The sequence below is a fragment of the Bradyrhizobium murdochi genome (genome assembly GCF_000472965.1).
Taxonomy (GTDB): domain Bacteria; phylum Pseudomonadota; class Alphaproteobacteria; order Rhizobiales; family Xanthobacteraceae; genus Bradyrhizobium; species Bradyrhizobium murdochi.
Map to the genome: position 1 here is coordinate 1 of NZ_AXAU01000036.1, position 24,384 is coordinate 24,384.

Consider the following 24,384-nt stretch of genomic DNA (forward strand, 5'->3'; position numbering starts at 1 on the left):
ATGCGCACACCTTCCCTGGAGCTAATACGCATATGGTCGAGGCTGAACGAGCCAAGGCCGACAACGGACGCCGTGGAGCCAGTGTCGGTAATACTTTTGTAGGAAAGCGTCCCGCCATCTCTAAGCGTGACCGAACTCGAACTCGTAACCCCGCTCAACAACGGGTCGTTCCAGCTCAGAGGGATGGCTACCATCTAGTCTTCTCCTGGTAGGTTCGATCCAGTTTGTCCCCAGGGGCGCGCCCAATTTCAAATTCCCCGCGCGACAGTACCCCAGGTGCGGCTTTATTGGCGCAGCACCAAGGCATTCGTCTTGCTCGGTTCGGAGAGGCTTTTTTGGGACGACATGACGGCCCATCCAAGGTAATTTCTGAGCTACTTGGCCAGGTCTCACCGCACAGATTTAAAGCGGCAGCAATTCCCTATAATTCACGCAGGCATCGACCCAGTGTGCTTAAAAAGCCACATGATGAAAAATTCGGCGTTCTCAGCACCGCTAACCATGGATTTCATCGTAAGGAGCGACAATTTCATCTCAGTTAATTTGATTGCGAGAAAACGGCAGCAGCTTGGCAGTTGTTGCACAGAGTAAATGTCGGAATAAGGAGTTTGATAGGATCCGATATTTGCGGGAATGGCTTGCAGTTCTTAGGGTCCACAGCTTCCAAAGCACGCAAATAAACTGATAAAAATACTGTATCCAGTGTCGCGCCTCACCAAATCCATTCTCCGGCCTATTTGAAAAGTGCCCTCAATTGTATTTTGAGAAAATGAGGCGCTCCGGCCGGAGGAATATACATATCACGTGGGAGACGATCGCTCCCAAATTCAAAAGCATACTCATCGTGCTAATTTCGTTTCGACTGCCGATATGGAAAGCAATCGGGATGCTGCCGCCTTCTTGTCATAGGTTCTCGATCTCGATTGGGATGACGCGCCGATCAGCCGGGCTGTTGCGGCCCGAGCGCTGCCTCCGGACGCCCGGTCTTGCCTTTTGCACCATCGAGCAACCCCGCGAAAGCGACTCGTCCGGCCGACAAGGAGCCTTTGAGCACATATCGCGCTGCGAACAACAGGCCGACTCCGAAATGGCAGATCCAACGCCAACCCGCAAAGCGCCTAGCATAGAGAATGCCGTTGCGGGCAGACAGATAGATCGAAAGATGCGAACGCTTCTCGGGGATAACGGCAGATCCGATAGTCGTTCCTCCAATGTGGCGAATGACGGCTTTGCTCGCGAAGCCGATGAGGTGCTTTCCCCGGCGACGTCCCCAATCCAGATCTTCCATATACAGGAAATAGTCTTCGGCCATGAGACCGACGTCTTCGACGAACGCTCGCGTTGCCAGAACACACGCCCCGCTTACCGCATCGATTCTGCCAAGATCCTCGACCGACGGTGCACTGCCAACTGGCGCATTCCTTCCCACGGCGATGACACGGCCCGTCATAGGAGACCAATGCAGCCCGTAATTGATGACCTTATTGGGGGTGTCGTCGAAGACGAGGCTTCCGCCAACCATACCGAATCCCTCAGCAGACTTGGCTATCAATTCAGCCAGGCCGCGGCTATCCACTTCGGTATCAGGATTCAGCACAAGCACTGCCCCCCAACCGGGGGCGCCGAGTAATGGCTCAAGCCACGCGTTGACGCCGCCTCCGTAACCAAGGTTCTCGGTCGCGAGCCCAACTCGGACGACATTTGCGCGATTCTGAAATCGGCATTTCGCCACCGAGGCCAATCGTTTCTGCGGCTGGTCAAGAGTATTCGACGCATCGGAAATTCGTTGCAGCGTTCGATCTGATCCCACGAGCGCAGCCAGTAATCTCCCGTAGGCTGCTTCACCCCCATTTTCGCAAATGAGAACTTCAAAGTTATCGTAATCCGAACGAGCGAGCGACTTCAAACAGCGATCGACATCATCGGTATTGCAGTATGAGACGATGATGATGGCGAGTTTGACGCTAGCGTTTGACATAGCCCAGATACCTTCTCGACGCCGATCAGCGACCATCGCCCACGCAAGGGCCTGAGCACATTCGAACGCGGCCGCCGACAGAGCCCGTCCCAGAGAAGAAGTCGCGATCCACTAATGCACATTCAACTCGGCAAGGACGTCGGCGAATGATTAAAATGGCCGCGCTTTTGCTCGACCCCGCCATACGGGGTCAACGCGGTTTGTTCAGGCGCCTTAGCCAGCGAGCTTGAACCGATCCGAGCCGACATAGGTGATTTTCTGCCCCCTTCGCGGCGCGGAATACGGTCAGCATAGTCTTACGAATCGCAATTTCTTGGTCAAGAAAGAACAAGCTGGCCACGATTGTCCACCATAATTGCGGCCCGCGAGGTAGGCAATGGAGGGTAGTTTCCGATCAGACGGAGCCCGATCAGTCTCATCCGATCCGTCGCCCGCAGCAGCAGAGCTCCGGCACCCGACGTGATCGCTTGTCCAGCAAAACTACGGGTACTTCGCGGCGTTCGGCCGATCAAATCAAACCGTTCTGCCTTACACTCTGCCTGCATCGGGAAGTTCGTCGAAGCAAGGGAAGCCCGTTCCCGCATAACGACTTTTGTTATTCAGCGCCACGATGCGTATTTCGGCCGTTAGATATCCGGGCTGGATGGCTTTGCAAAGATTTGGTAAAAATCCGCTTTGGAGCTTGCATGCGCTACTTGATGACGCTGGCCCTGTTGTCGGCAGGTGTGGCTCTTGTCCAATCCACCGTTACCTCGACAGAATCTGCGCTGTGGAGGTGCCGTGCTTCCTCGGGCGCGGAACTCTCACGGCACACAGGAGCTGACAGGGCGGAGGAGGCTTGCAGTAATCGCGCCTTGGCCTCCCCCGGGCAGGCGCTCGAGATGCGCCCCAGCAGCTTTGGGATTACCGTACCTATACCTGTGGCGACCGTTTCTTCCCCGACGCCCGCCCCTACGCCTCATCCGGCGCCTAGCTCGGCCGACGTTCCGTTGAGCTTTAACGATCCCGTCTATGCCAACGTCACGAGCGGCACGAGTCGTATCACGTTGCCGCCGGGTTCGTCCCGAACCGACTTGTCGATCGTTGAGAACTCGGGGGAGCCGACGATTGTTTGCAAAGGCTCTTGTAGTCTCACGCGAGTTCGCATTCAGTCACGAGAGGGCGTGCGCTGCGTCAGCGGCAATATCAATCTAACGTGGGTCTATGTCACGGCTACCGGGGTCGGCAGTGATCATGCGGACGGGTTGCAGTGCTATTCCCCGGGATCGACAGGCACGGTCACGGTCAAGAACTCGACGTTCAAGATGGCCGGAGCAACGACCGCGGGCTACTTCTCGGCCGACAATTGGCAAGGCTCGCACGTCTTCGAGAACGTATTGTTCGAGGGCGGCAATCACGGACTCCGTATCCCGGCAGACGGGGGCTCCTCGGTGAGCCTGAAGAACGTCTACTTTGTGCGTGGCTCGTTCCGCTACGGAGCGTACCTATTCGACGCGGTCAACGGTCGGCGCATCAACATTGAGCAGTGGGAGAACGTGCGCTGGGCGAGCTGGCGGGGCGATGAGCTCGTCCTTGGAGATCTCATTAAACAGCCGTGAGGGTGTGGCGGGCCTCTTCAAGGGGAGCGAAGTCCCCCCTGCGATAGGCCAGCAAACCAAACATCTTCACAGGCTGGGACGAGTGACCCAACGGGATTGAGTGGCCTCGGCGGAGGAAACTGGAGCGGCCCTGTTGCCGGGGTCAAACATCCACATGCCGCTGCCGAGCAGGAACATGATCAAGACGTAAGGAGCATCCCATAGGTGGACCGTGCAGACCGCGAGAGCCAGTCCGCAAATCGTGATAATCAGACCCTTTCGGCATTGGGCCACCTGGAATGAGAGGCTTCTCAGCCGTCCCAGACCGAAGCAAATCGAAAGAAAGCCGCCGGCCATGAACACGAAGCCGGGGATACCGTAGCGAACGGCGGTGACCAACCAGAAATTATCCATGCTGCCGCCCATCCACGACGGACGTACCCAATCATTCAAGCCAATTCCAAAGATCGGGTGGTGCATCACTGATTGCGTCCCGTAGTGCCAGATGTGCACGCGCATGTAGGAAGTGTCCGAGTTGAACGTCAGATATGAAATAAAGACGTCGAAAGGGCTGCGATTGGAGCTCAAGTCCACGACAAAGTAGAGAGTAACTAAAATTGCGGCCAATATTCCCCAACGTCGCGCGACGCTCTTCGTGACTTTGTCCCAACCGATCAACATTGCCTGGACGACAACCGACAGAATTGCCCCCGAGGAAAGGGAAGTGGCGACCGCCATTGCCACAAGACCCGAGCTTAATCGCCCCCCCAGCCGCGCGGTGGCACCAGACACATAAAAGCTCAAGGCGAACGCACTTGAGCAAACGACGCCAAACAGAATGAAGTGTTCAAATGAGCCCTGAGCTCGTCTAAGTCCGAATCTCGCTTCACTGCCAACGATATCGTAAACGGAAAAGATCTTGCCGAACAATTCAATCAAGATCGGCGAGCCTGCGACATTCTCGTACAGCGCAAATGGCAGAAGGAAAAGGACCATGAACACGAGAGACCTCACCATCCGCTGAAACGCGAAGATATCTCGAATGTATCGCCTTGCGAACAGGAACGTTCCGAATGTCTCAATAACAAATATGCCCGCGGATTGCAGACCCTTGTCGATGCCATGAGTGCCAACCAAAACGATCGCGCCCCATATCGCCGCCAACAGCATAAAAATGTCCGGCAGCCGTGTTCGCCCAACCGATCCAGAAAGCCAAGCCATCAAGCACGGAATGAACGTCAGTACCAGCACCAGCCGGTAGGGGGACAAGCGTGTCGGGCCGATGTAGAAAATAACCGGCAGGGCCAGCGAGAAAACGAAGATTGGAATGAGCGCAGAGGTCTTCCGGCTCCGCGTCGACTGCGCCGCCACTTGTCCGCCGGCAGAAGCTCGCGACCTTTCAGCCTGACTAAACGTCCTTGTTGCAATGCTTTCCACCGTCACCATCCGCTATGTCAATGTCCTCACCGTCTCGATGCAAAGTGGCGTCCGATGATCGGCCGAGACAACGAAAGTTTTGGCCATCATTGCGCTGGAAGCCGAATAGGCACATCGGCCGGGGAAAGTTAAGGCCACCTTCAGAGCGATGGCCTGATGACGCTACCGATACCGCCAGCGCATCAGTTGGCGATAGAGCCCCAGGTTCGTACTGATCTTCCAGGCAACGCCGCGCTTCGCATCCGGATCGAGCAAGTGCTGGCGCATGTATTCGGCATCCATGTTGTTCGTCAGACAAAGGCGGGAATAGAGAAAGGATTCGAACCCGCGATGATACCCAAGCTGGATTGTAAAGAGGTGCGTATAACCGGCCTTCAGAGCTGCGTCCCAAACCCGTTGGGAAAAGCGCCCGTATGGGAAGGCGAAAAGAGTAACCTGTCGGCCAAGGCGGTCCTCCAGCATCGATTTCGAACCCCTAAGTTCGCGATCTAGTTCGACATCCGAGGCAGTGGTCAAATCGACGTGGGCCATGCCATGTGAGCCAATCGCAACGCCACCCCTACCAAGTTCCTCAATCATCTCCCAGCTCATATGTCCCGGCGATCCAACGAAATTTACCGGGATAAAGGACATGAAGCCCGGAACCCGACCGGTCTTCACGTAACGAGCATAGACATGCGTGTAGTCGGAAAGAAATCCATCGTCGAAGGTGAGTAGGACCGCACCGGTGCGGCTGGCTTTCGGATCTGGGCATTGCTCCAGAAATCTCTGAGGCGAGACCAGCCTGTCCCCCCAAAGCGCAAGATGCGCATCGAATGTCTCGTGCGTCAGGCACCACGCATTCGAAGGCGAGGCTTCCACCAGCTCGTGATAGTTCAGGACAATCATAGAGTTTCTATCAGATCTGAGACACGCCGGCCCCAGGCTTGCCAGTTCAGTCGGGCCTCGAAGGCGTCGCGGCTCGATTGTCTCAGGCGTGCCAGCCGGTCCGGGTTTGCAAAAGTTTCGGAGATGACCGTCGCATAGTCCGCCTTCGTCGCATTCGGCGGCAACAAGATGCCTGTCTCCCCGTCGCGGATAGCGCTGGGCACGCCACCAGTCGCTGGCGCAATGCTCGGTACGCCATGGGCCGCCGCCTCGCAAAATACGATACCGTAGCAATCTGCCCGGGTCGGCAACAGAAAGAAATCCGCGTCGCGATAGAGTTGATCCAGTCGGTTGCGCTGTTCACGATCATTCTTGTCGAGGTAAGGGATGATCGTCAGGCCATCCTGGGCGACAGGCCCGGGCGGAGTGCATCCGCAAATCACTAGCTCCGCCTCCACGCCCCTGTCCCTTAGTTCAGCGAGGGCCCCAATCGCGATGTCCGCGCCCTTCTCTTCCCAGTTGGCGCCGATGAAGAGGAGCCGGCACGGACCCGACTTGCGGCGTCCAAACACAGAGGCACGATCGGGCGCCTCTTCGAGATTGGCGCCCCAAGGAATGACATGCACCCGCGCACGGTCGGCGCCGTAATCCCTAACCGCAGATTCGGCGGCCCATTCAGACGGGTAGAGGACCAGATCCGCGCGCGCGATTGTGTTGCGTTCCAGGCGTTCAGCGATCTCCCGTGCGGCGCGTGACAGGTTCCGATAGTTAGGATGATAGTTCTCGACAAGCCGAAAGGTCGCGTCGGACGCGTACACGAGCGGAACGCCCTTAGGCACACTCCAGGCAAAGGTTGATCCGGCAGGCGCGAAGACGATATCGGGCGAAACGGCGCGGATTTTGCGCTCGGCGTCCGCCGCATATTGTGCAACGACAGGCCCCGCATGGAATGGGGAAAGGCCCCGCGTGCGAAAGGTACGGCAAAGTTTGGAGTACGCCTTGTACAGAGGCAGGATCGGTGCGCTCAGGGGACCGATATGAACCACCTCGTGACCTTTGTTGGCGAGCGATTTCGACATGTGAAATGGAGTGCCGGACCAGAACCTGACCTCGCTCGCATCGCCGATCGTGGCGAACGCAATTCGCCGCGCCACCTGGCTGCCGGAGATGTGGTTCTGATTCATTCTGTTCCTTTACACAAGGCAGTCACCGATACGGGGAGTGGTACACTTGTGAGTTGTGCGGATCAGCTAGAAATGAGCTGTTCGACTTTCGCCTTCACTGGATGACAAAGCTCTCCTTGTGTCGTGTGCGCGAATGCTCTGGGATGCAAGCTGACCGCGCTCATCCGGCAACCGTCTCGCCGACACGACGATGGATGTCGCCATCGAGATTGCAAGCGGCGCGGGAAGGAAATCACCGACCGCCGACGCGATCCTACCAAGCCTGCTTGTTTCCTGGCGATTCAATGTCCCGATCATCCGATTCACTTTCATCCCTGCCCTGGTACACCAGTTCTTCACCGCACGAGCCGTACTCAAATGCACCCCGGTCGAGGAGTAGCCCTTTCCAAGAAGAACGGGCATGTCTCGGAACGTCTGTCGGATGGTTCGAAGAGAAAGCATGCTCGGTGTTTGAATGATCACACTCGAGCTGTCGCATAGGCAATCCTTCAACGTGGACAACGCCGCTACGGGATCGTGTGCCAGATGCAGGACGTTCAAGCACAGGAAACAATCGAATTTTTCTCCCTGCGCAAGTGTCGCCAGCTCGTCGATACCTCCATAGATCATTTCGACGCCACGGGCGGCGGCGCCGCTGGACACGACGGGGTCCAAGGGCATCGCAACGACTCGCAATCCTCGTTCGATCAGTCTTTTCTCCGTCGCTCCCGATCCGCATCCGATTGACAAGACACTGCGCGCCGCTGGCGGAATTGCGGAAATGACGTCTTCACTGACGGGCTCATAATAGTCCTTCGAGTAAAGCCCACGCGGCAGCTTCGTCTCGGTGTTGAACAGCGGACATGGTGTCTTCCACCGTTCGGCAATCCGGATCAGCGCCTCGGTCTGATCTCTCAGTTCGGCCGCGCTGATGCCGACCCGGCCGACATATTTGTTGGACAGATGATGAACGGTGAAGTCGTCGATGTGAGAAACCGGAACGAACTTCTTCAAACCACATTGCGTGTATGGGTCTGTCGCCGCCGTGCAAAGAAGGTCGTATTTGCCCTCGTGTGGATCCACCAGGAAACCTCCCGACTGGATAGCCGTCCCGAGTTGGGCCTGTGTAAGCACATAGCAGGCCGCATGCTCGTTAGTGAGATGGGCGAGCGTGTAGCGGCCTCTGGAACGGACTGAGGTCGAATCCCAATGGAAATTTTCATGGATGTCGGGGTAGTTCTCTTCGCCATCCGATCCCTTTTCTATTCGCAAATATCCCGCAATTTCGTCCTGTTGAAGCACCGCGGTGACATCCAGGAAGGCCCGAAGATTCTTTTCGGTTATCAGGATGTCGTCTTCGGAATAGATGAACAGGTCGTATTTGTTGGCCCGCTCGGCGAACAGCGGCTTGTGAGCAAAAGGCAGTGACCAGGGATTCTTGGCTGGGGTGCCCACGCGACATTCGACGCCCCGACCGGACTTGTCGATATTTGAGAAGACGACGATGTCGATGTCGAATGGCATGGACCGGTATTCGCGAATCAGTCGCTCCAGGTACCGATCGTTGGAAGTGCCATAACTAGCCAGCGCCACGAGAACTCTCAGCGATGCGTCCCGGCCGTCTTCATGAAGCGCAGTCATGTCAAAAAAAATTCCTTCTTCGAAACCGAACCATGATCGATCTCGCGACGCCAATGGATCGCTCTCTCCGGGCGCCGCAGCAAAGTAAACCTATCTTAATAATACGTCATATTTAATAATATAATCCAGCATGGATTGCTTTACCTCCGAAAAAACAGCATCATAGGATAATTTGATAGCCAATATTAATATTGCGGTGAATTCTCTGGAAACGCAATTATTATCCCCGGACATATGGCTGGCTGGCGTTCTCCAGATGGGATCAAAGGCGAAACGGCATGAAGGTGCTTCTCTACCCTCATTCGATGGAACTGGGGGGCTCACAGCTCAACGCTATTCAGTTAGCCGGGTCGATCCGCGATCGGGGGCACGAAGTGATCGTGCTTTCGGAGGCCGGTCCGCTGGTGGAACGAGTAAGAAAAATGGCGCTCGAACACATCGAGCTCCCGGCGCAACGGGGGCGGCCATCTCCGAAAGTGATCCGCATGATCGGCCATCTGGTGCAGCGTCGCCGTATTGACGTGGTACACGGATATGAATGGCCTCCCATCATCGAGGCCTTCCTCGGCGGAAGGGTGGCCCATCGCACTGCCGTCGTCGGGACTGTGATGTCGATGTCCGTGGCGTCTTTCATGCCCCGCAATGTGCCATTGACGGTGGGGACCGAGCTCATCCGTCAGGCAGCGATTGACGCCGGGCACCTGCACGTCGAGCTGCTGGAGCCACCAGTGGATACAAGAGCCGACAATCCGTCCATCGACGGGAGGAGCTTTCGCGCCGATCAAGGTGTCGAGCCGGATGAAGTCCTTCTCGCCATGGTTTGTCGGCTGGTGCCAGACCTCAAGCTCGAGGGTCTATTGTCAGCCTGCGATGCAGTTCGTGAGCTGGCGGTGGCGGGCCATCGGGTGCGGCTGATGATCGTTGGTGACGGCCGGGCGCGCGGCGATGTGGGCAGACGTGCCGAAGAGGTCAACGCGGCTGCTGGTTACAAAGTCGTGCTAATGGCCGGCGAGATGGCCGATCCACGCCCTGCCTACGCTGCGGCGGATGTGATCATCGGCCAAGGTGGCTCGGCATTGCGAGGAATGGCGTTCGGAAAGCCCCTTGTGGTCATCGGCGAGGAAGGCTTCAGCGAGTTGCTGACGCCCGAAAGTGCACCGGTCTTTCTGCAGCAGGGATGGTATGGTCTTGGATCCGGTTCGTACGGAGCGGGGGCACTGGCGCTGCGCATGGCGCTCGAGCGGCTTGTCAGGTCGCAGGAACTGCGTTGCGAGTTGGGGCTTCTTGGCCGCCGGCTGGCGGAGCAACGATTTAGTCTGAGTCATGCAGCCGAAGTTATCGAGAACCTGTACTCGTCCGCAATGCGGAATCCCGAGCCTTTCGAGCGCGTGCTTTCGGACATCGTCCATGTCTCCGCTGGATTGATCGGCAGCAAAATCGGGCGAAAATATCAACGATGGGTTGGCAAGGCGTCGACCGAGGACAGTAACGCCCGCGACCTGATAGCCGCAGTCCTTGCGAACGGTAAGCGTAGCGAGATGCTGTCTCTCTCAGGTGAACGTGCGAGTACAAAATAGCCCCGCATATGAACGTTCCGCGCCAGTGCATATCAAATGCCGGCGCCCTCACGCCTCACTCGGAGATGTCAGTGCAGCGAAGAAGAAGCGGAGGTTCTCAGTACCCCAGCTCGGATCTCAACGCGTTTGCGACACGCACTTGATCCCCCTCGGCCATTTGTGCGTAGATCGGAAGCAAGATCGCGCGATCCTGCGCGAGTTCGGATTGACGCAAATCGTGGCGCTGCTCACCGCTTGCATAGGGCGCCTCGCGGTGCGCGCACATGATCCCGCGTCGGGTGGCAATGCCTTGATCAAGAAGGTTCTGCATCAGCGTTCTCTGATCGACCCGGTCCGGCAGGCGCACGCAGTAGCTCTGCCAGTTGGATCGGGCCCACTCCGGTTCGTGCGGCAGGATCAATCCTTCCAAATTGCCCAGGAGTTCGCTGTAGCGGGCCGCGAGTGCGCGCCGACGCGCGATCAGATCAGGAAGCCGTTCGAGCTGTTTTCGCCCAATGGCAGCCTGCATGTCCGTCATCCGATAGTTGAAGCCGACAAACAGGTAGTTTTCGAAGATGACTTGCGGTGAGCCGTGCCGCACCGTGTCGGGCACGTCCATTGCATGCTGACGCCAGAGCCTGAGCTTGCGGTCCTGATCCGGATCGGACGTCGTCAACATGCCGCCCTCGCCGGTCGTGATGACCTTGCGAGGGTGGAAGGAGAAGCAAGCCATCGCTCCGTGCGGCTTCCCGATGAACTCCCAATCGCCATGGATGTTGATCTGGCTGCCGATTGCGCAGGCGGCGTCCTCGATCAGGGCAACACCATGGCGATTTGCCAGTTCGACAAGTGAGGTCAGATCGCACGGCATGCCCATCTGGTGAACGGCCAGGATCGCACGGGTGCGTTCGGTAATGGCCTCGGCCACGCGCTCCGGATCCAGATTGTAGGTGGCAGGATCGATATCGACAAAAATCGGGGTCGCGCCGCAGTAGCGGATGCTGTTGGCGCTTGCGATGAAGGAGTGGCTCGCGGTGATCACCTCGTCGCCGGGCCCGACGCCCAAGGCAAGCAGTGCGAGGTGCAGGGCAGTAGTGCAATTTGACACCGCAACTGCGTGAGGCGCGCCAACCATTGCGGCGAATTCGCGCTCGAAGGCCGCCACCTGGGGCCCTTGCGATATCCAGCCGGAGAGAGCGACCTCGCGCGCGGCATCGGCTTCAGTCTCGTCGAGACACGGTTTTGCGATCGGGATCATGAAGCCAGCGCCTCTTGTATGCGGGGTATCAACGTTTTACTTAACTCCGGCCTACGACGAAATGTCTCTATTCTCGAAACGAATGCGGCCGGTCTCAATAAATGTCCGAATTGTAGATATAAGGCGTGGCGACGCTAGCGCGCTGAGCCGCTCGGGCTCGCCGGAGATCTGGTGTTGATCCAGCTTATTGACCAACTCATGTTCGGTGAAAGCAACCATGATACAGCCTTGCTCAGCGAAGCGCTTTGCGGTTGCGAGCTGGTGGTCGTTGCGGTGTTCGCCCAGACTCGCCCGACGAGGCATGACTATGATCCGCTTTCCAAGCTCGAGAGCAGTAATAATAGAGCCCATTCCGGCATGGGAAATCACAAGGCTTGCCGATTCGACGCGTTTGCGGAATTCGGTCGGATCGATAAACCGCTCTGCGCGGATATGTTTGGAATGGTAGTCTGATGGGCCCGTCTGCGCAAAGACATCCGTTCTTCCGTGCGCGCCGGCCCATTCGTCGATTGTTCGGATCAAACGGTCAAACTGACCCTGCGTTCCGACTGTCGCGAAAATCATAGCACCGAGCCTGTGTAATGGGGTCCATTAGGTCGCGCCAGGTGAGGCCACTGGGTCAACCAGAGGTCAGCGCAACGACCAATTCTGTCTCCCGACATCGAAAGCTGTTCGACGTTGGCGATGCTGTCGAGCCAGATAGTGCGCGCACCCATCATTCGTCCGAACCGCAGCGCTAGGTATCCCGGAGCCGCACCGGTCGAAACCACGATATCGGGCTTTTCACTCCAAACGATCCAGGCCAACCTGCCCGCAGCCTTCAATAGCCCGATCTTAGTCCAGCGGTTGGCATCATTGACCAGGTAGAATTTATGGCCTGGCACCTGCGCGCGATATGACTCATGGACTGTGACGAACGTGACTTCGCAATTCTCGAAAGCGCGTTTGATACGCAACAGCTGCACCCAATGCCCGCCGCCCGAAGAGACCGCCAGCAATTTTGTGCGAACGCTGTGCGACTGTAGCGTGCTGTTATTCCGCAACCTCTTGCGGTGAAAGACCGTACTCCGAAGCATCGGCTGGCCTCCTAAAACGCTGCGAGACTCGCATGGGCCCCGGCGGGTCGGATTTTTCGACTTCTCGTGCCCGCGGATCCCTACATTTAATTAATTTAGTTTAATTCAATATTCAAAATAAAGGCCAGATTATTTAAAATCAAGATATTTCTTTGTAGTAAAGGCGCGCCCGATTCCATCAGCCCGATCGAACACCGAGCTTCGCACTCATTTACGCGTTCATTTAGGTGAGTCTGCCGATAGCGCCGTACGGGAAGTCTCGTCGCGCTGCCAGCGATGAACTCCGCTTCGCAAATCCATGGTCGCCCTGCACCGGGCAGCAATGTTGACAGCACAATAAATTAACAATGCGGGCCAAAAATGAGGTTTTTTGAACAAGGCAATAAGCGTCCGGTTATTGCCTTCCCCTTTGTTCACGCGCAGCTCTGGAAAGCGCCGGGCGAGCTCGAATGTTCCCCTATAGGCACGAGTTCTGACTGCGATCAACTGCAGCACAGTACGTGGGGGGAATACCGTGGACCTCGCGTATGGCAGTGTCTCTCGCTCTTCTGGTTTGAACTGAAGGCGAACATAGGTATCGTCAGCAATGACGTGGGGAAACTGTCCAAATCGCCTGCGCCCCGCCTCGGATAAGGCGTAGACGCCGGACCCACCAATCCCCTCGCGCGAAGATGGCAGCCGTGACCGAATTCCGTAGTATTTGCGAACGAGCCAGGAACAGCCCGTCAGATTGATATGGGCCGTGGGTGCCACAGCCAAAACGTCGCCTTGCTCTAGGCGTCTTGCCAGAGCTCGAATAGCATCAACGGTAATAACAATATCGGCGTCAGCATAGATCCGCGGAAACACGCCTGAAATTTGATCTCCCAAGTTCAGGGCGTCTGTTTTGCTTGCGATATCCGATTCGACAACATGGACGGTTGGACCGAAGCGCCGGGCGACGTTCGCGGTGTCATCTACACACCCGTTACAAACGACGACCACGCCGATTTCGCCTGAAGCCGAGTTGGTGACCCATGGATTCAAGGTCCGTGCAATCACGGAACTCTCGTTGTGGGCTGGGACGACGATCGAAATCATGGCTAGCCAGGTCGAAGTGGATTAAACTTGAGTGTGTCTTTGAGGCGGAGATCGCTTCGGTCAACCTCAAGGCACTGCTTCAGCCTCACCATGTGACTTGCGCGGGTGCGGCGCGGGCCAGCGTTGCGAAATCCACCTGCGAACCTTGCGACAACCATCCCGACAGCACCGCCGCACTGGAAGCGTTTGCCTCCTCATCCGCGAGCAGCGGCAGTGCTTTCGATATCACGAAGCCACCGTCTCCCTCTGGTGGGTTGCCACGAGCGATCCGCGTTCGGCTCGCCACCATTTCACGAGATGGGCAAGCCCCTGTTCGAGCGGCACGCTGGAGCGGAAGCCCAGCAGGCGCTCCGCCTTCCCTGTCGAGGCCAGCCGGCGCGGCACCGGATTGACCGATCGCTCCGGCGCGAATTCCGGCGTCAGGCCACGATGCCCCATCACGGAAGCAAGAGTCGTAGCAAGCTGCAACAAGCTGGTCTCGGTCCCGCTGGCGACGTTGAACACTTCATCGGTGAGCTTTGCCCGCGCTCCCAAAATATTGGCGCGAGCAATATCGCGAACATGGACGAAATCCATGGTTTGCTGGCCATCGCCGAAGATGATCGGGGGCAGGCCGGCTTCCAGGCGCTCCATCCAGCGGATCAAGACCTCGGTATAACGGCCATGGATGTCCATGCGGTCGCCATAGACGTTGAAATAGCGGAAGGCGACGTAATCGAGCCCATGCATGTCGTTAAAGGTGCGGAGCAGCCCTTCGTTGAAGGCCTTGGCCGCCCCATAGAGGGTACGGTTGTCGTAGGGATTCTGCCGCTCGGTCGTCGGAAACTCCTCTGCCATGCCGTACACCGATGCAGAGGACGCGGCGATGACTTTCTCGACATTGTGCTTGACGCAAAGCTCGAGCAGATCGAACGTTGCATCGACCATGACCTCCATAGCCAGGCGCGGCTCGGCAGCACAGTGAGTTATTCGAAGTGCTGCCTGATGAAAGACAATATCGGCCGCCTGTACCAGTCCTTCCATGAGTTCGCGGTCGCGGATATCCCCGTGGACCAGGCGCACGGGACCCCGTGACATGGCGCGCCGAAGATTTTCCGGCCGCCCCCTCACCATATTGTCGAGTGCAACGATTTCGACACAGCCCTCGTTGCACAACAGGTCGATGATATGCGAGCCGATAAAGCCCGCCCCGCCCGTGACCAGAATGCGCCTACCCTTAAGATCAGCCAAGATGCTCTCCTGTTGTTGGGTCTCGACAAGCGATCGTGCATGACACGTGCTTTAGCCGAGATGCCTTAGGCAGCCTCGACAAGTACCGCCTTTTGCAGCTGAGCCACGACTTCTGCCACCTGGTCCCGCCGCAGTTCCGGATAGATCGGCAGCGAGAGGAATTCGTTCGCCAGCCGTTCAGTGACGGGATAATCGCCTGCGCGATAGTCAAGATTCGCGTAGGCTTTCTGCAGATGGACCGGAACCGGATAGTGAATGCCCACACCAATTCCGCCTTCCTGCAGCAACTTCAGCGCCTCGTCACGCCGGGGAAGCCTCACCGCATACACGTGATAGACATGCCGGCTGTGGGTCGGCGCTCGGGGGCGTTCGAAAGGAAGCTTCTCCAGCAGAGAGTCATATTGCGTGGCCACTGTCCGGCGCCCCTCGGTCCAGGATTCGAGGTGGTCCATCTTGACGTTCAGCACGGCGCCCTGAATGCCGTCCATGCGGAAATTATAGCCGGCGACGACATGATTGTATTTGGATTCCTGGCCCCAATCCCGGAGCAGCGAAATTCGTCGTGCGAGGTCCGGGCTGTTGGTAACGACCGCTCCGCCCTCGCCGTACGCTCCCAGATTCTTGCCCGGATAGAAGCTGAAGCAGCCGAGATCGCCGATGGATCCGGCGCGCCGGCCCTTGTATTCCGCACCATGAGCCTGCGCCGCGTCCTCGACGACGACGAGCCCGTGGCGGCGAGCGATCTCCATGATCGGATCCATGTCCGCCATCAGTCCGTGCAAGTGCACAGGCAGGATCGCCTTTGTTCGCGGCGTGATCGCGGCCTCTATCAAGGCCGGGCTCATTGTCCAGGAGATCGGGTCGACGTCGACAAAGACCGGCTTGGCACCGCAGTACAGGATCGCTGCGGTCGTGGCGACGAACGTCATTGACACGGTGATCACCTCATCGCCTGGCCCGACGTTGGCCGCGAGCAGCGCAAGGTGCAACGCCGAGGTTCCGCTATTGACCGCGCGGCAGTGATCAACGTTGCAATAGGCCGCAAAGCGATCCTCAAAGGCGGCGACGTCCGGTCCCAGAACAAATTGAGCGCTGTCGATGACCCGCAAAACCGCGGCATCAACCTGTGGCTTTATCTGGCGATATTGAGCCTTCAGATCCAGAAAAGGTATCAAGCGGTTATCCTCACCGGGCGAACCCCGATCCATTAATTCATTTAAACTGTTATTTCGGCCAAATTAAATCATATAAACTGGGCAATGAAAATAGCCACGCAGGGGAATTTAGGTTGAATTTAATCCTTGATTAACGGTCCGCGGATTCCATTGCGACGTAGCGCGGCTCTCGAACCTGCGCGGGTACGCCAGCAACAATAGCCTGTGGTGGAACGTCCTTTGTCACCACCGAGCCGGCGCCCACGATGGCTCCGGTGCCGATCGTGATACCGCAAAGAATGGTGGCATTGGAGCCAATGGATGCCCCGCGGCCGACGTGGGTTCGTTCCACCTTCCAGTCCGCTGGTCCCTGCAGCTTGCCGTCAGCAGTGGTTGCCCTCGGGTATTTGTCGTTGGTGAACATCACGCCGTGCCCGATGAAAACCTCATCCTCGATGGTCACGCCTTCACAGATGAAGCTGTGCGAAGATATCTTGCAGCGCGCGCCGACTTTCGCGCCGATCTGAATTTCCACGAAAGTTCCTATCCTCGTGTCGTCTCCGACCGAGCAGCCATAGAGATTAACGAGATCGGGATGGAATATTCGGACGTCGCGACCGAGCTGCACGTCCTTCGCGATAGGCATCTGCTATCTCCAAGCTCTTCAACACCTTGCAACAGTCTCATAGACGCCGCAGCCTAAGCCACGGCGCAGTCACGACCAACCCACCCGCCACTCGATAAAGATGATGCAGCAAAGGATGTCCGGTAACCATCAGCCCGAGCCACCAGCAGAGGGCGCCGACGCCGCCTGCAGCGACCAGGCCGACGAAGGATGGTACGATGCTCGCTTCAATGAGCGCCGCGCAGACCATCACCCCTGAAGCGGTGATAGCCGTCACCACGGCGCTTTTCAGCAGAGCACGAGAGAGCTGTTTCGGTTCAAAAGTAAGCCGTCGACCGATGAAATACAAAGCCACCGCAGCCTGGAACGGGAGGGTCAACAATGCTGATGCTGCCACGGCTTCGGCCCCAAAGAAAGCCGCGCACAGAATGACGAGAAGCGATGGTGGCAGGGAGATCAAAGACGAAGTTAGCGCATCGCGCACGCTTCCAGTAGCCACCAGCGTGGGATAGCTCAAACAGGCCGCGAACAAAGCCAAATTCGCAACGCAGAGAAAGCGAACCAGAGGCACGATTTCCAGCCAGCTCTGACCGAGCAAGATCAGAATGATCGGATGTGCCATGATCGCGATGAAGAGCAGAAAAGGCCATTGCACAACCGAAAGCAGCTCAACCGCGTCAAGATAGGCCCCCCTCAAATTCGATGCATCTTTGCTCCTCGATACAAGGGCGGGCATGATGATGGGATTCAAGACCTGCACAACGAGCTTGTCGAAAACCTGAGTTATACTCGTGGCACGGCTGTACAAGCCGACAGAGGCAAAGTCGAGAATCTTCGCCAAAAACAACTGCGGCGACAGGTTGTACAGCACGTTGATGACGCTTACGCCGCTGGAATACAGGCCAAAGCCTACGACATCGCGGAACTGTGCAACCGAAGGCCTGAACGCGCCGAAATCGCGATGCTGTCTCAGCAACATGATAGTCAAGACCACGTTGCCCGCTACGCCGCCCCACACCGGCGCCATAAAGCCAAAGTTCAACATTGCAAGAACAATGGATACCGCGGCCGCAACGACGCCGGATGCAAGATTGCAAATGGCGAGCTTTCCAAACTCCATATCACGGCGAAACAGACCGGTAATCGTTCCAGAGAATGGTACAAGCAGGAAGTTCAGCGCCGAGACCGCGATCCCTTTCTGCAAACTTTCCTGCTCGAACAATTGTGACAGAACGCCCGAAAGTGCGAGCAGCGCCAGTCCGACAAGTGCCGAAATTCCAAACGTGACCGTAAAAGCAGTCTGCACACTGGCGCGCGACAACTCGCGCTTCTGAATCAGGTAATTGGCACCTCCGAACTCCTGGAAGGACGCGGCAACGACTGCCGTCGCAGCATTGACGACCGCATAGATACCGAACTCAGCGGGCGTCAGCAGACGTGCCAGCACGGCAACCGTGACCAAGAACAGCACAAGATTGCCGTACCGTTCGATCGCGGAAAAAATGATCGAACGGTGCACCGAGCGTTGCGAACCTGGCGCGACGCTTGACGGATCGGGCTGATCGAGGCCGCTCATGTATCAGGCCATGGCTCTGACCGGCCTTACTGGGCTTCGCCTTCCCGTCAGCGGAACGGGACGGCCCTGCTCGGCTATCGAACGTGATGCCGCCTCGAGAATTTCAACCACGCGCAGGCCCGACATGCCGCCGGAGATTGGCGGCGATCCTGTACGCACGCAATCGATAAAATGCTCGATCTCGGTCTGCAGTGCCTCCTTCGCAGAGATATGAGGCGCCCACATGTCACCGGCGCGATATCCGATCCGGAATTGATGGGCATTTTCGGACGAGCCGCTGAGGGTAATGCCCTTGTCGTAGACCTTGATTTTTTCGCTCGGCTCAAGATCGTCATAGACGATCATCTTCTTGCTGCCGCCTACAAAAGTTTGACGAACCTTGATGGGGGAGAGCCAGTTAACGCTCACATGAGCCACGCATTTGCTATCAAAGAACAGCGTGATATGGGCCATGTTCTCCGGTGTGCCGGTCACATGGCACGACCCCGTCGCCGAGACAGCCACAGGATCCTCATTCAGAATATATTGAATGATCGATAGATCATGGACCGCCAGGTCCCAAATGACATTGACATCACTTTGGAACAGCCCAAGGCTTGAGCGCGTACTGTCGTAGTAATAGATGTCGCCGAGTTCGTCCTTTTGCACGAGCTCGCGTATCTTCTGAACCGCCGGCGTATAGAGAAAGGTGTGGTCGACCATCAGCGTCAACCCGCGCCGATCGGCCTCGTCGATAAGTCGGCGCACCAATTCCGCGCTTGGCGCCATTGGCTTCTCCACCAGAACATGCTTGCCGGCCCTGAGAGCCGAAAGTGCCAATTCGTAGTGTGTTCGCACTGGCGTAGCGATGGCGATTGCATCGATGCTCGGATCCTTGAGCAGGTCCTCATAGCAGCCAGTGGTGGCCACGCCCGGATAGAGGCGCTCGCTCGCCGCGCGCTTCTCCGGATCAAAGTCGGCGACGCCGACGAGGCGAGCGGATGGGTTACTGACGAAGTTGCGTACAAGATTCGGCCCCCAATAGCCGTATCCAACGACGCCTATACCAATGCGGCTATCTTGCATGAGCTGTCCTCGATTCCTTTACTTCCGTGCCTTGCTCCGGCTCGCGGCACCGCAGTGGGCGCCCGTCGAGATGGTAGATTTGCGACCAGCGACCGCGCTAAGGCAGCCGGCGTTGCCGAAGGCCTCTCAGCGCATAGTTCACCAAGATCGAATTTCGTGACGGCTCACTCGCGACCGCACCCACCGCAAGTCGAAGGCCAACATTTGAACTTGTCTTCATGCAATGACCGCCATGCAATAATTGCGCTCAGTATTCGCGGATACTTTCGTCCAATCCGCGGAGCAAGGGATAGAGGAAGTAAGAGATCACACTACGTTGCCCGACTTTCATTTCTGCCGTAACGGCCATGCCGGGGATCAACTGCGTACGGGCTGAGGGCAGCCGAAGTTGCACGTCGGACAAATCGATCAGTACGCGGTAATAGGGAACTGTCGTGCGACGCGCAGCTTCGGCTTTAGGATCTGGCGCAAAGGAGTCCTGGCTGATGACGCGGACCGTTCCTGTTCCCGTCCCGTATTTCTGGAAGGGGAATGGCTCGAACTTGATCCGCACCGGCTGGCCTACAGATATTTGCCCGACATCCCTGCCCTCGACGTTGACCTCCGCCTGAAGCGGTACATCCCGCGGGACAAGCACAAAAAGCGTTTCCGCTTCACGCACGACCGAACCGATCGTACGGCTGGCGATCTCCAGCACGATAGCGTCTGCCGGGGCCCTTAATACGATTAGTTGTCGGCGCAGTTCGACTTTCTTCAACTCTTCCGCAGCGCTATCTCGCTTTGTCAGCGTCTCGACAAGGTCCTGGTACGCCGTGCGGCGAAAATCCTCGGCGAACACTTTCTGATCGGCTCGTGCTTTGTCCACCCGATGCGCGTAATCGGCGATATTGCCGCGTACGCGAGCCAGATTGCTCTCGACTTCGAGGCGTGCATCGCGGGAAAGCAGGAAATTCAGCTTTGATCCGACTTCCTTGGCCATTAACGTGCTGCGCATTGCCTCGATCGACTGCATGTTATCAAGCCGCTGCACCAGGACTGCTTCTTCGCTCTGCGCTGTTTTCAAATTGGCCTGAGCGGAAGCGATCTGCGCATCAAAATTCTGCATCTGCGCCTCGCGAGCCGACTTCCTTTGAAGGAACATCTTTCGCTGCAAGACGGCATCGGCGTCACCGAGGTCAGTTACGATATAATCGGTGCCAGCCAACTCAGCTCTCAGACGCGCAATCGATGCATCGAAAGCGGCAACCCTGTTTCGCAACTGGTCGTGGTCCGCCTGCGAGAATGTCGGATCGAGCGTCGCCAGCAGGTCACCGCGGTTTACCCGATCGCCGGCCTTGACATGGATATCCCGGATAACCGAGGTCTCCAGCGGCTGCACCACGAGGTTGGGACGCATGGTAACCAGCTTGCCTTGGGCCGTCACAATCATGTCAACCTGTGACACCGTGGCCCAGGTAACCGCAGCTACGATTAGTGCAAGAACGCAATAGAGCGTTAGCCGTGCGAAACGCGGCGGCGACCGTTCCTCTACTTCGATTGCATCGGACTGAAATTCGGCGATCAGGCGCGGTTGCCGGGAGGCCCTGAACAGCCTTCCCCGACGCCGCTCAACCTTTCGGGGCTGCGCCAACTTATCCGCTTTCGCGATGGCTCGCGGTTTCTCCGTCTTCATGCGATTTGCTTCGTCTGCTGGTTCCAGAGATGCCGGTAGATGGTGCACTTCGAAAGCAAATGATCGTGACGATCCACGTCAACGATTTGACCGCGGTCGATCACCAGGATTTCGTTGGCATCCGCGAGCATCGACAGTCGATGGGAAACGATAATAACGGTCCGTCCTTCGGCGATCCGCCGTAAGTTGCGGCGGATGATCATCTCGCTCTCGGAATCGAGCGCACTGGTCGCCTCATCGAGAATGAGAATACGGGGGTCGGTGATAAGTGCCCGAGCGATCGCAAGGCGTTGCTTCTGACCGCCCGACAGGTTTGAACCGTTCTCTTCAATCATCGTATCGAAGCCACGCGGCAAGCGCTCGATGAATTCGTCGGCGCCGGCGAGCTGCGCGGCCCTTACTACTTCGGCAAACGTCGCATCGCGCTTCACGCAGGCGATGTTGTCTCGAACCGTACCTCGAAACAGAAAACTGTCCTGCAGAACTACGCCGAGGTTCCGGCGCAGATGCTCGAGCTCGAGCTCCCGGGAATCGTAGCCGTCGATCCGCAGCAAGCCCTGCTGCACCGGATACATTCCAGCAATCAGGCGCGTGAGCGTTGTCTTGCCCGAGCCGCTTCGGCCGACTATTCCGAATACCGAACCGGGCGCAATCGAGAACGACACGTCATTCAATGCCGGCGCACCTTCGGCACCGTACCGAAAGGAGACGTTTTCGAACTCGATTTTCCCGGTCAGATCCGGCCGCAATCCGTCGCGGTTGCCGTCCCTTTCCGGCTTTTGGTTCATCACCTCGCCTAGCATTTTAACGGCCAAGGCGACTTCCTGATATTCGTGAACCATGGTGACCATTTGAACCAGCGGCCCAGAAACCCGCCCCGCTAGCATATTGAAGGCTACCAGTGCGCCGATGGTCAGTTCGCCGCTAAAGACGTCGAGCGCACCCAGGCCAATGATCCCAAGCGTCATCATCTTCTCGAGAAATCCGGTGACTGCCTGGGCGGCCGCTGAAATCCTCTCGACTCCGAAACGCATGGACACCGCTTGTGCGCAGCGGTCATCCCAAGTCTTGCCCTGCAATGGCTCCATGGCCAGCGACTTCACTGTGCGCATGCCGTGTACGGTCTCGACCAGCAGCGCCTGCCGCGCCCCCTCCGCTTGGTATAGATCATAGAGTCGCCGGCGAAACGGCCCCATCAACAAGGCAACAACGAGACCGCTGACAGCGGTGAAGGCCAGAACGACAGAGGTCAGCTTCAAGCTGTAGAGCGCCAGTACCGGAATGAACACCAATAGCGACAACGCGTCGAGTGTTGTCAGAAAGAGCCGCCCCGTCAGGAATTCACGAATTCGCCCCGCCTGCTGCATATGCTTCACGAGAACGCCGGCCGAAATGTGCTCGAAGAACGTTACAGGCAGGCCGAGTAGATGGCCGAATGTCTTGGTCGCTATTCGGATGTCGACCTTGTTCGTCGCATAGAGCAGCAGGTAGCGCCGCAGGAAACCGAATATCGCATCGAAAGCCAGGGCAGCGGCGGCGCCGGCCGCCAGCACGTAAAGCGTGGTGAAGCTCTCATGCACCAGGACTTTATCGATGACCAACTGAAAGAAGATGGGGAGCGCGAGACCGAGCGCGTAAAGCAGCACGGCACAAATGGCCACATCGGTGAACAGCCGCCACTGACGCAGCAGTTCGGGGACGAACCAGCGAAGCCCAAATTTCTTCCGGCCATCCGACAATATGTTGTCGCGCTTTATCAGAATGGCGTCCCCCCGCCATCGCGCGCAAAATTGCTCTTGGCCAACGACGAGCGGCTCATTCTGACGCTCGGCAAGCGGGTCAAAAACAACAACCGCCGCGATGCCATCAGACATCTCCGCAGCGCGAAGAACGACGACCCAATTGCCGTTCGAGAGGCGGAGCATAACCGGATATGCCTGCCCCATCCGGAAGAGAACGCCCCAATCAAGCTGCGCGGCCTGCGCGCGCAGGCCCGCCTCCTTCGCCATCCGAAGCAAGAGGTCGACCGAAGTCGGAGTGCCGTCGACCGCATAGGCATGCCGCAGGCGCTCGGCTGGCAGATCGATGCCGTGGTGAGTGGCCACCCTGGCTAGGCAGTCTAGTGCGGTCTGTGGACGCGCGTCTTTCGACGCCGCAATGGGCACTTGCGCCGAGCCAGCGCTATCGGTTTCAGCGGAAATTGCTTGAGACATTCGGGGACCGTGGGCTGTTCGGAGCGGGTTGGCCGGTTGGCGAACCCGCTTGTGACGGATCGGTGCGCCGAACTGCGCCAGCGTCGACCAGGCCCTGAAGTGCCTTCTGCATAACCTCGACCGAGTTCGCAAACGACTCCACCGAGAAGATCAGTCTTTGACGGAACACCCGTTTCGGCGCGTTGTTTGCGTCCCGTTCCGTCGGTGAAAGGCTGAACAGGTCCACACGCACGATCGAGCCGCCCACGGTGATTTCGCCAATCCCGTCCGTAAAGAGTTCCGTGTCCATTGTGGTGACTCCTATGCTGCCAATTCTGGCCTGAAGATCAATGCCATAGCTTGTCCAATTGAAGTCGTCGGGAGACATACTCGAACCGCCGCAGGCCAAGCGCCCGTGTCTCCGGCCGAATCGGAGAGTCTTGAGAATACATGGGCAAGCATTTGAATCGGCACGACAACAAAATCCGAAGCGGTTGGTGAAAATAATTCGCATTTAATATCCGTTTAAAAGCTCCCGTCAATTCGATTCTAAAATTAAATGAAGCGTCGATGGCTCCGTGTCGCTGGGAGAATCCGAATCGAACCGGATCGCCGGGCGCTTTCCTACGTTGCATTCGAGCCTTGATCACCATTTAACCCTCTGGCGGAATTCCCGAAATTAACAATGGTCGCTCTACTTCCGATCTGCCGCAGGATGCGGGAAAACAACCTAGGGTTCCAGAAATAACCTTTTGAGCGTCTATCAAGCTTAATCTTGGGGACCTGTTGCAGTCGATTGGGCTCTCGCTAAGTTGCAGCACATGCCAAAGCGCGATAGGCCGCACATGAAGGATGATCTGACGGTTCGTTACGAGGAAATTCTCCGCCTGCGAGAAGAACTCGAGAGGCTGCTCGCCCGGTCAAAACAACCACATTCCCGGAAAAAATCGAATTCGCGCAAAACCCCTAACCCCTCGCGCGATTGAACCGCCATATTCCCCGAACAACGGCTATCCCGCAAACCGTGCCGGGCGCGTTGCAGCGGAGCTTAGCTTGTCCCAAGCGGTGCCGGCCGTGTTCATGGATGGTACTTCAGATCCGCGACGGATGGTCACGCCACCCGAATTCAATCCGCCTCACCTCTTTTGGTCCATGCCTTTGAGCCACAGCGTATTGGAAGCGTCACATTAACTACCATCATTTAATTTGGACAGCAGATTTCTTTCCTGTTATATTT

21 protein-coding genes are annotated in these 24,384 nt (G+C 57.4%); 2 read left to right on the forward strand and 19 right to left on the reverse strand.

Annotation, left to right across the window (positions count from 1 at the left end):
- Both YUO_RS47485 and YUO_RS0135260 read right to left on the reverse strand, forming a co-directional pair.
- Positions 1 to 194 (reverse strand): hypothetical protein (locus YUO_RS47485; RefSeq protein WP_210163979.1); only part of this gene is annotated, 194 nt, incomplete at its 3' end.
- A 746-nt stretch (positions 195 to 940) separates the two neighbouring features.
- Positions 941 to 1,978, reverse strand: a complete 1,038-nt coding sequence (locus YUO_RS0135260; RefSeq protein ID WP_028351396.1) for a glycosyltransferase family protein — start codon at positions 1,976 to 1,978, stop codon at positions 941 to 943.
- A 1,163-nt stretch (positions 1,979 to 3,141) separates the two neighbouring features.
- Here YUO_RS0135260 and YUO_RS0135265 point away from each other — a divergent pair.
- Positions 3,142 to 3,576 (forward strand): hypothetical protein, encoded by a 435-nt coding sequence (locus YUO_RS0135265; protein WP_028351397.1) that lies wholly within the window; start codon positions 3,142 to 3,144, stop codon positions 3,574 to 3,576.
- A gap of 66 nt (positions 3,577 to 3,642) precedes the next feature.
- Here YUO_RS0135265 and YUO_RS0135270 read toward each other — a convergent pair whose 3' ends face one another.
- The 4 genes from YUO_RS0135270 to YUO_RS0135285 all read right to left on the reverse strand — a co-directional run bounded on the left by YUO_RS0135270 (position 3,643) and on the right by YUO_RS0135285 (position 8,663).
- The gene (locus YUO_RS0135270) at positions 3,643 to 4,992 is read right to left on the reverse strand and encodes an O-antigen ligase family protein (RefSeq protein WP_198028163.1); all 1,350 of its coding nucleotides are present in this window, start codon (positions 4,990 to 4,992) and stop codon (positions 3,643 to 3,645) included.
- A 162-nt stretch (positions 4,993 to 5,154) separates the two neighbouring features.
- Positions 5,155 to 5,880, reverse strand: a complete 726-nt coding sequence (locus tag YUO_RS0135275) for a polysaccharide deacetylase family protein (protein WP_028351399.1) — start codon at positions 5,878 to 5,880, stop codon at positions 5,155 to 5,157.
- Entirely contained in the window at positions 5,877 to 7,043 is a 1,167-nt protein-coding gene (locus YUO_RS0135280; protein WP_028351400.1) for a glycosyltransferase family 4 protein, read from the reverse strand. Before YUO_RS0135280 ends, YUO_RS0135275 begins: the two co-directional genes overlap by 4 nt.
- 66 nt (positions 7,044 to 7,109) lie before the next feature.
- Positions 7,110 to 8,663 (reverse strand): class I SAM-dependent methyltransferase, encoded by a 1,554-nt coding sequence (locus tag YUO_RS0135285; protein WP_028351401.1) that lies wholly within the window; start codon positions 8,661 to 8,663, stop codon positions 7,110 to 7,112.
- A gap of 278 nt (positions 8,664 to 8,941) precedes the next feature.
- On the opposite strand from YUO_RS0135285, the gene YUO_RS42840 reads away from it, so the two are divergent.
- Positions 8,942 to 10,240, forward strand: a complete 1,299-nt coding sequence (locus YUO_RS42840) for a glycosyltransferase family 4 protein (protein WP_051379825.1) — start codon at positions 8,942 to 8,944, stop codon at positions 10,238 to 10,240.
- A gap of 97 nt (positions 10,241 to 10,337) precedes the next feature.
- On the opposite strand, the gene YUO_RS0135295 is transcribed toward YUO_RS42840, so the two are convergent.
- The 13 genes from YUO_RS0135295 to YUO_RS0135355 form a co-directional block, all read right to left on the reverse strand.
- Positions 10,338 to 11,477 carry a DegT/DnrJ/EryC1/StrS family aminotransferase gene (locus YUO_RS0135295; protein WP_028351402.1) on the reverse strand — a complete coding sequence of 380 codons (1,140 nt, stop codon included), beginning with the start codon at positions 11,475 to 11,477 and terminating at the stop codon, positions 10,338 to 10,340.
- A gap of 51 nt (positions 11,478 to 11,528) precedes the next feature.
- The gene (locus YUO_RS0135300; protein ID WP_028351403.1) at positions 11,529 to 12,041 is read right to left on the reverse strand and encodes a glycosyltransferase; all 513 of its coding nucleotides are present in this window, start codon (positions 12,039 to 12,041) and stop codon (positions 11,529 to 11,531) included.
- Positions 12,038 to 12,553 carry a glycosyltransferase family protein gene (locus tag YUO_RS0135305; RefSeq protein ID WP_235782936.1) on the reverse strand — a complete coding sequence of 172 codons (516 nt, stop codon included), beginning with the start codon at positions 12,551 to 12,553 and terminating at the stop codon, positions 12,038 to 12,040. Before YUO_RS0135305 ends, YUO_RS0135300 begins: the two co-directional genes overlap by 4 nt.
- A gap of 219 nt (positions 12,554 to 12,772) precedes the next feature.
- Complete coding sequence (locus tag YUO_RS45605) at positions 12,773 to 13,633, reverse strand: glycosyltransferase family 2 protein (protein ID WP_083754857.1); 861 nt, start codon at positions 13,631 to 13,633, stop codon at positions 12,773 to 12,775.
- An 85-nt stretch (positions 13,634 to 13,718) separates the two neighbouring features.
- The gene (locus YUO_RS46770) at positions 13,719 to 13,862 is read right to left on the reverse strand and encodes a hypothetical protein (protein ID WP_156908909.1); all 144 of its coding nucleotides are present in this window, start codon (positions 13,860 to 13,862) and stop codon (positions 13,719 to 13,721) included.
- Positions 13,859 to 14,863, reverse strand: a complete 1,005-nt coding sequence (locus tag YUO_RS0135320; protein WP_028351405.1) for an NAD-dependent epimerase/dehydratase family protein — start codon at positions 14,861 to 14,863, stop codon at positions 13,859 to 13,861. The genes YUO_RS46770 and YUO_RS0135320 overlap by 4 nt, the downstream gene beginning before the upstream one ends.
- Before the next feature lie 65 nt (positions 14,864 to 14,928).
- Positions 14,929 to 16,038, reverse strand: a complete 1,110-nt coding sequence (locus tag YUO_RS0135325) for a DegT/DnrJ/EryC1/StrS family aminotransferase (protein ID WP_028351406.1) — start codon at positions 16,036 to 16,038, stop codon at positions 14,929 to 14,931.
- Positions 16,039 to 16,168: 130 nt separating this feature from the next.
- A complete protein-coding gene (locus YUO_RS0135330) occupies positions 16,169 to 16,663 on the reverse strand; it encodes an acyltransferase (protein ID WP_028351407.1) in 495 nt (164 codons plus the stop codon).
- A 37-nt stretch (positions 16,664 to 16,700) separates the two neighbouring features.
- Positions 16,701 to 18,218, reverse strand: coding sequence for an oligosaccharide flippase family protein (locus tag YUO_RS0135335; protein ID WP_051379826.1), 1,518 nt, complete (start codon positions 18,216 to 18,218; stop codon positions 16,701 to 16,703).
- 3 nt (positions 18,219 to 18,221) lie between these two features.
- The gene (locus YUO_RS0135340) at positions 18,222 to 19,283 is read right to left on the reverse strand and encodes a Gfo/Idh/MocA family protein (protein WP_028351409.1); all 1,062 of its coding nucleotides are present in this window, start codon (positions 19,281 to 19,283) and stop codon (positions 18,222 to 18,224) included.
- Between the two features lie 247 nt (positions 19,284 to 19,530).
- Positions 19,531 to 20,955: an HlyD family type I secretion periplasmic adaptor subunit gene (locus YUO_RS0135345; protein ID WP_235782938.1), complete on the reverse strand. Its 1,425-nt coding sequence runs from the start codon at positions 20,953 to 20,955 to the stop codon at positions 19,531 to 19,533.
- Positions 20,952 to 23,168: a peptidase domain-containing ABC transporter gene (locus YUO_RS0135350; RefSeq protein WP_083754858.1), complete on the reverse strand. Its 2,217-nt coding sequence runs from the start codon at positions 23,166 to 23,168 to the stop codon at positions 20,952 to 20,954. The genes YUO_RS0135345 and YUO_RS0135350 overlap by 4 nt, the downstream gene beginning before the upstream one ends.
- On the reverse strand, positions 23,146 to 23,457 hold the full coding sequence (locus tag YUO_RS0135355; RefSeq protein WP_028351412.1) for a hypothetical protein: 312 nt from the start codon (positions 23,455 to 23,457) through the stop codon (positions 23,146 to 23,148). The genes YUO_RS0135350 and YUO_RS0135355 overlap by 23 nt, the downstream gene beginning before the upstream one ends.
- Positions 23,458 to 24,384: the final 927 nt, after the last annotated feature.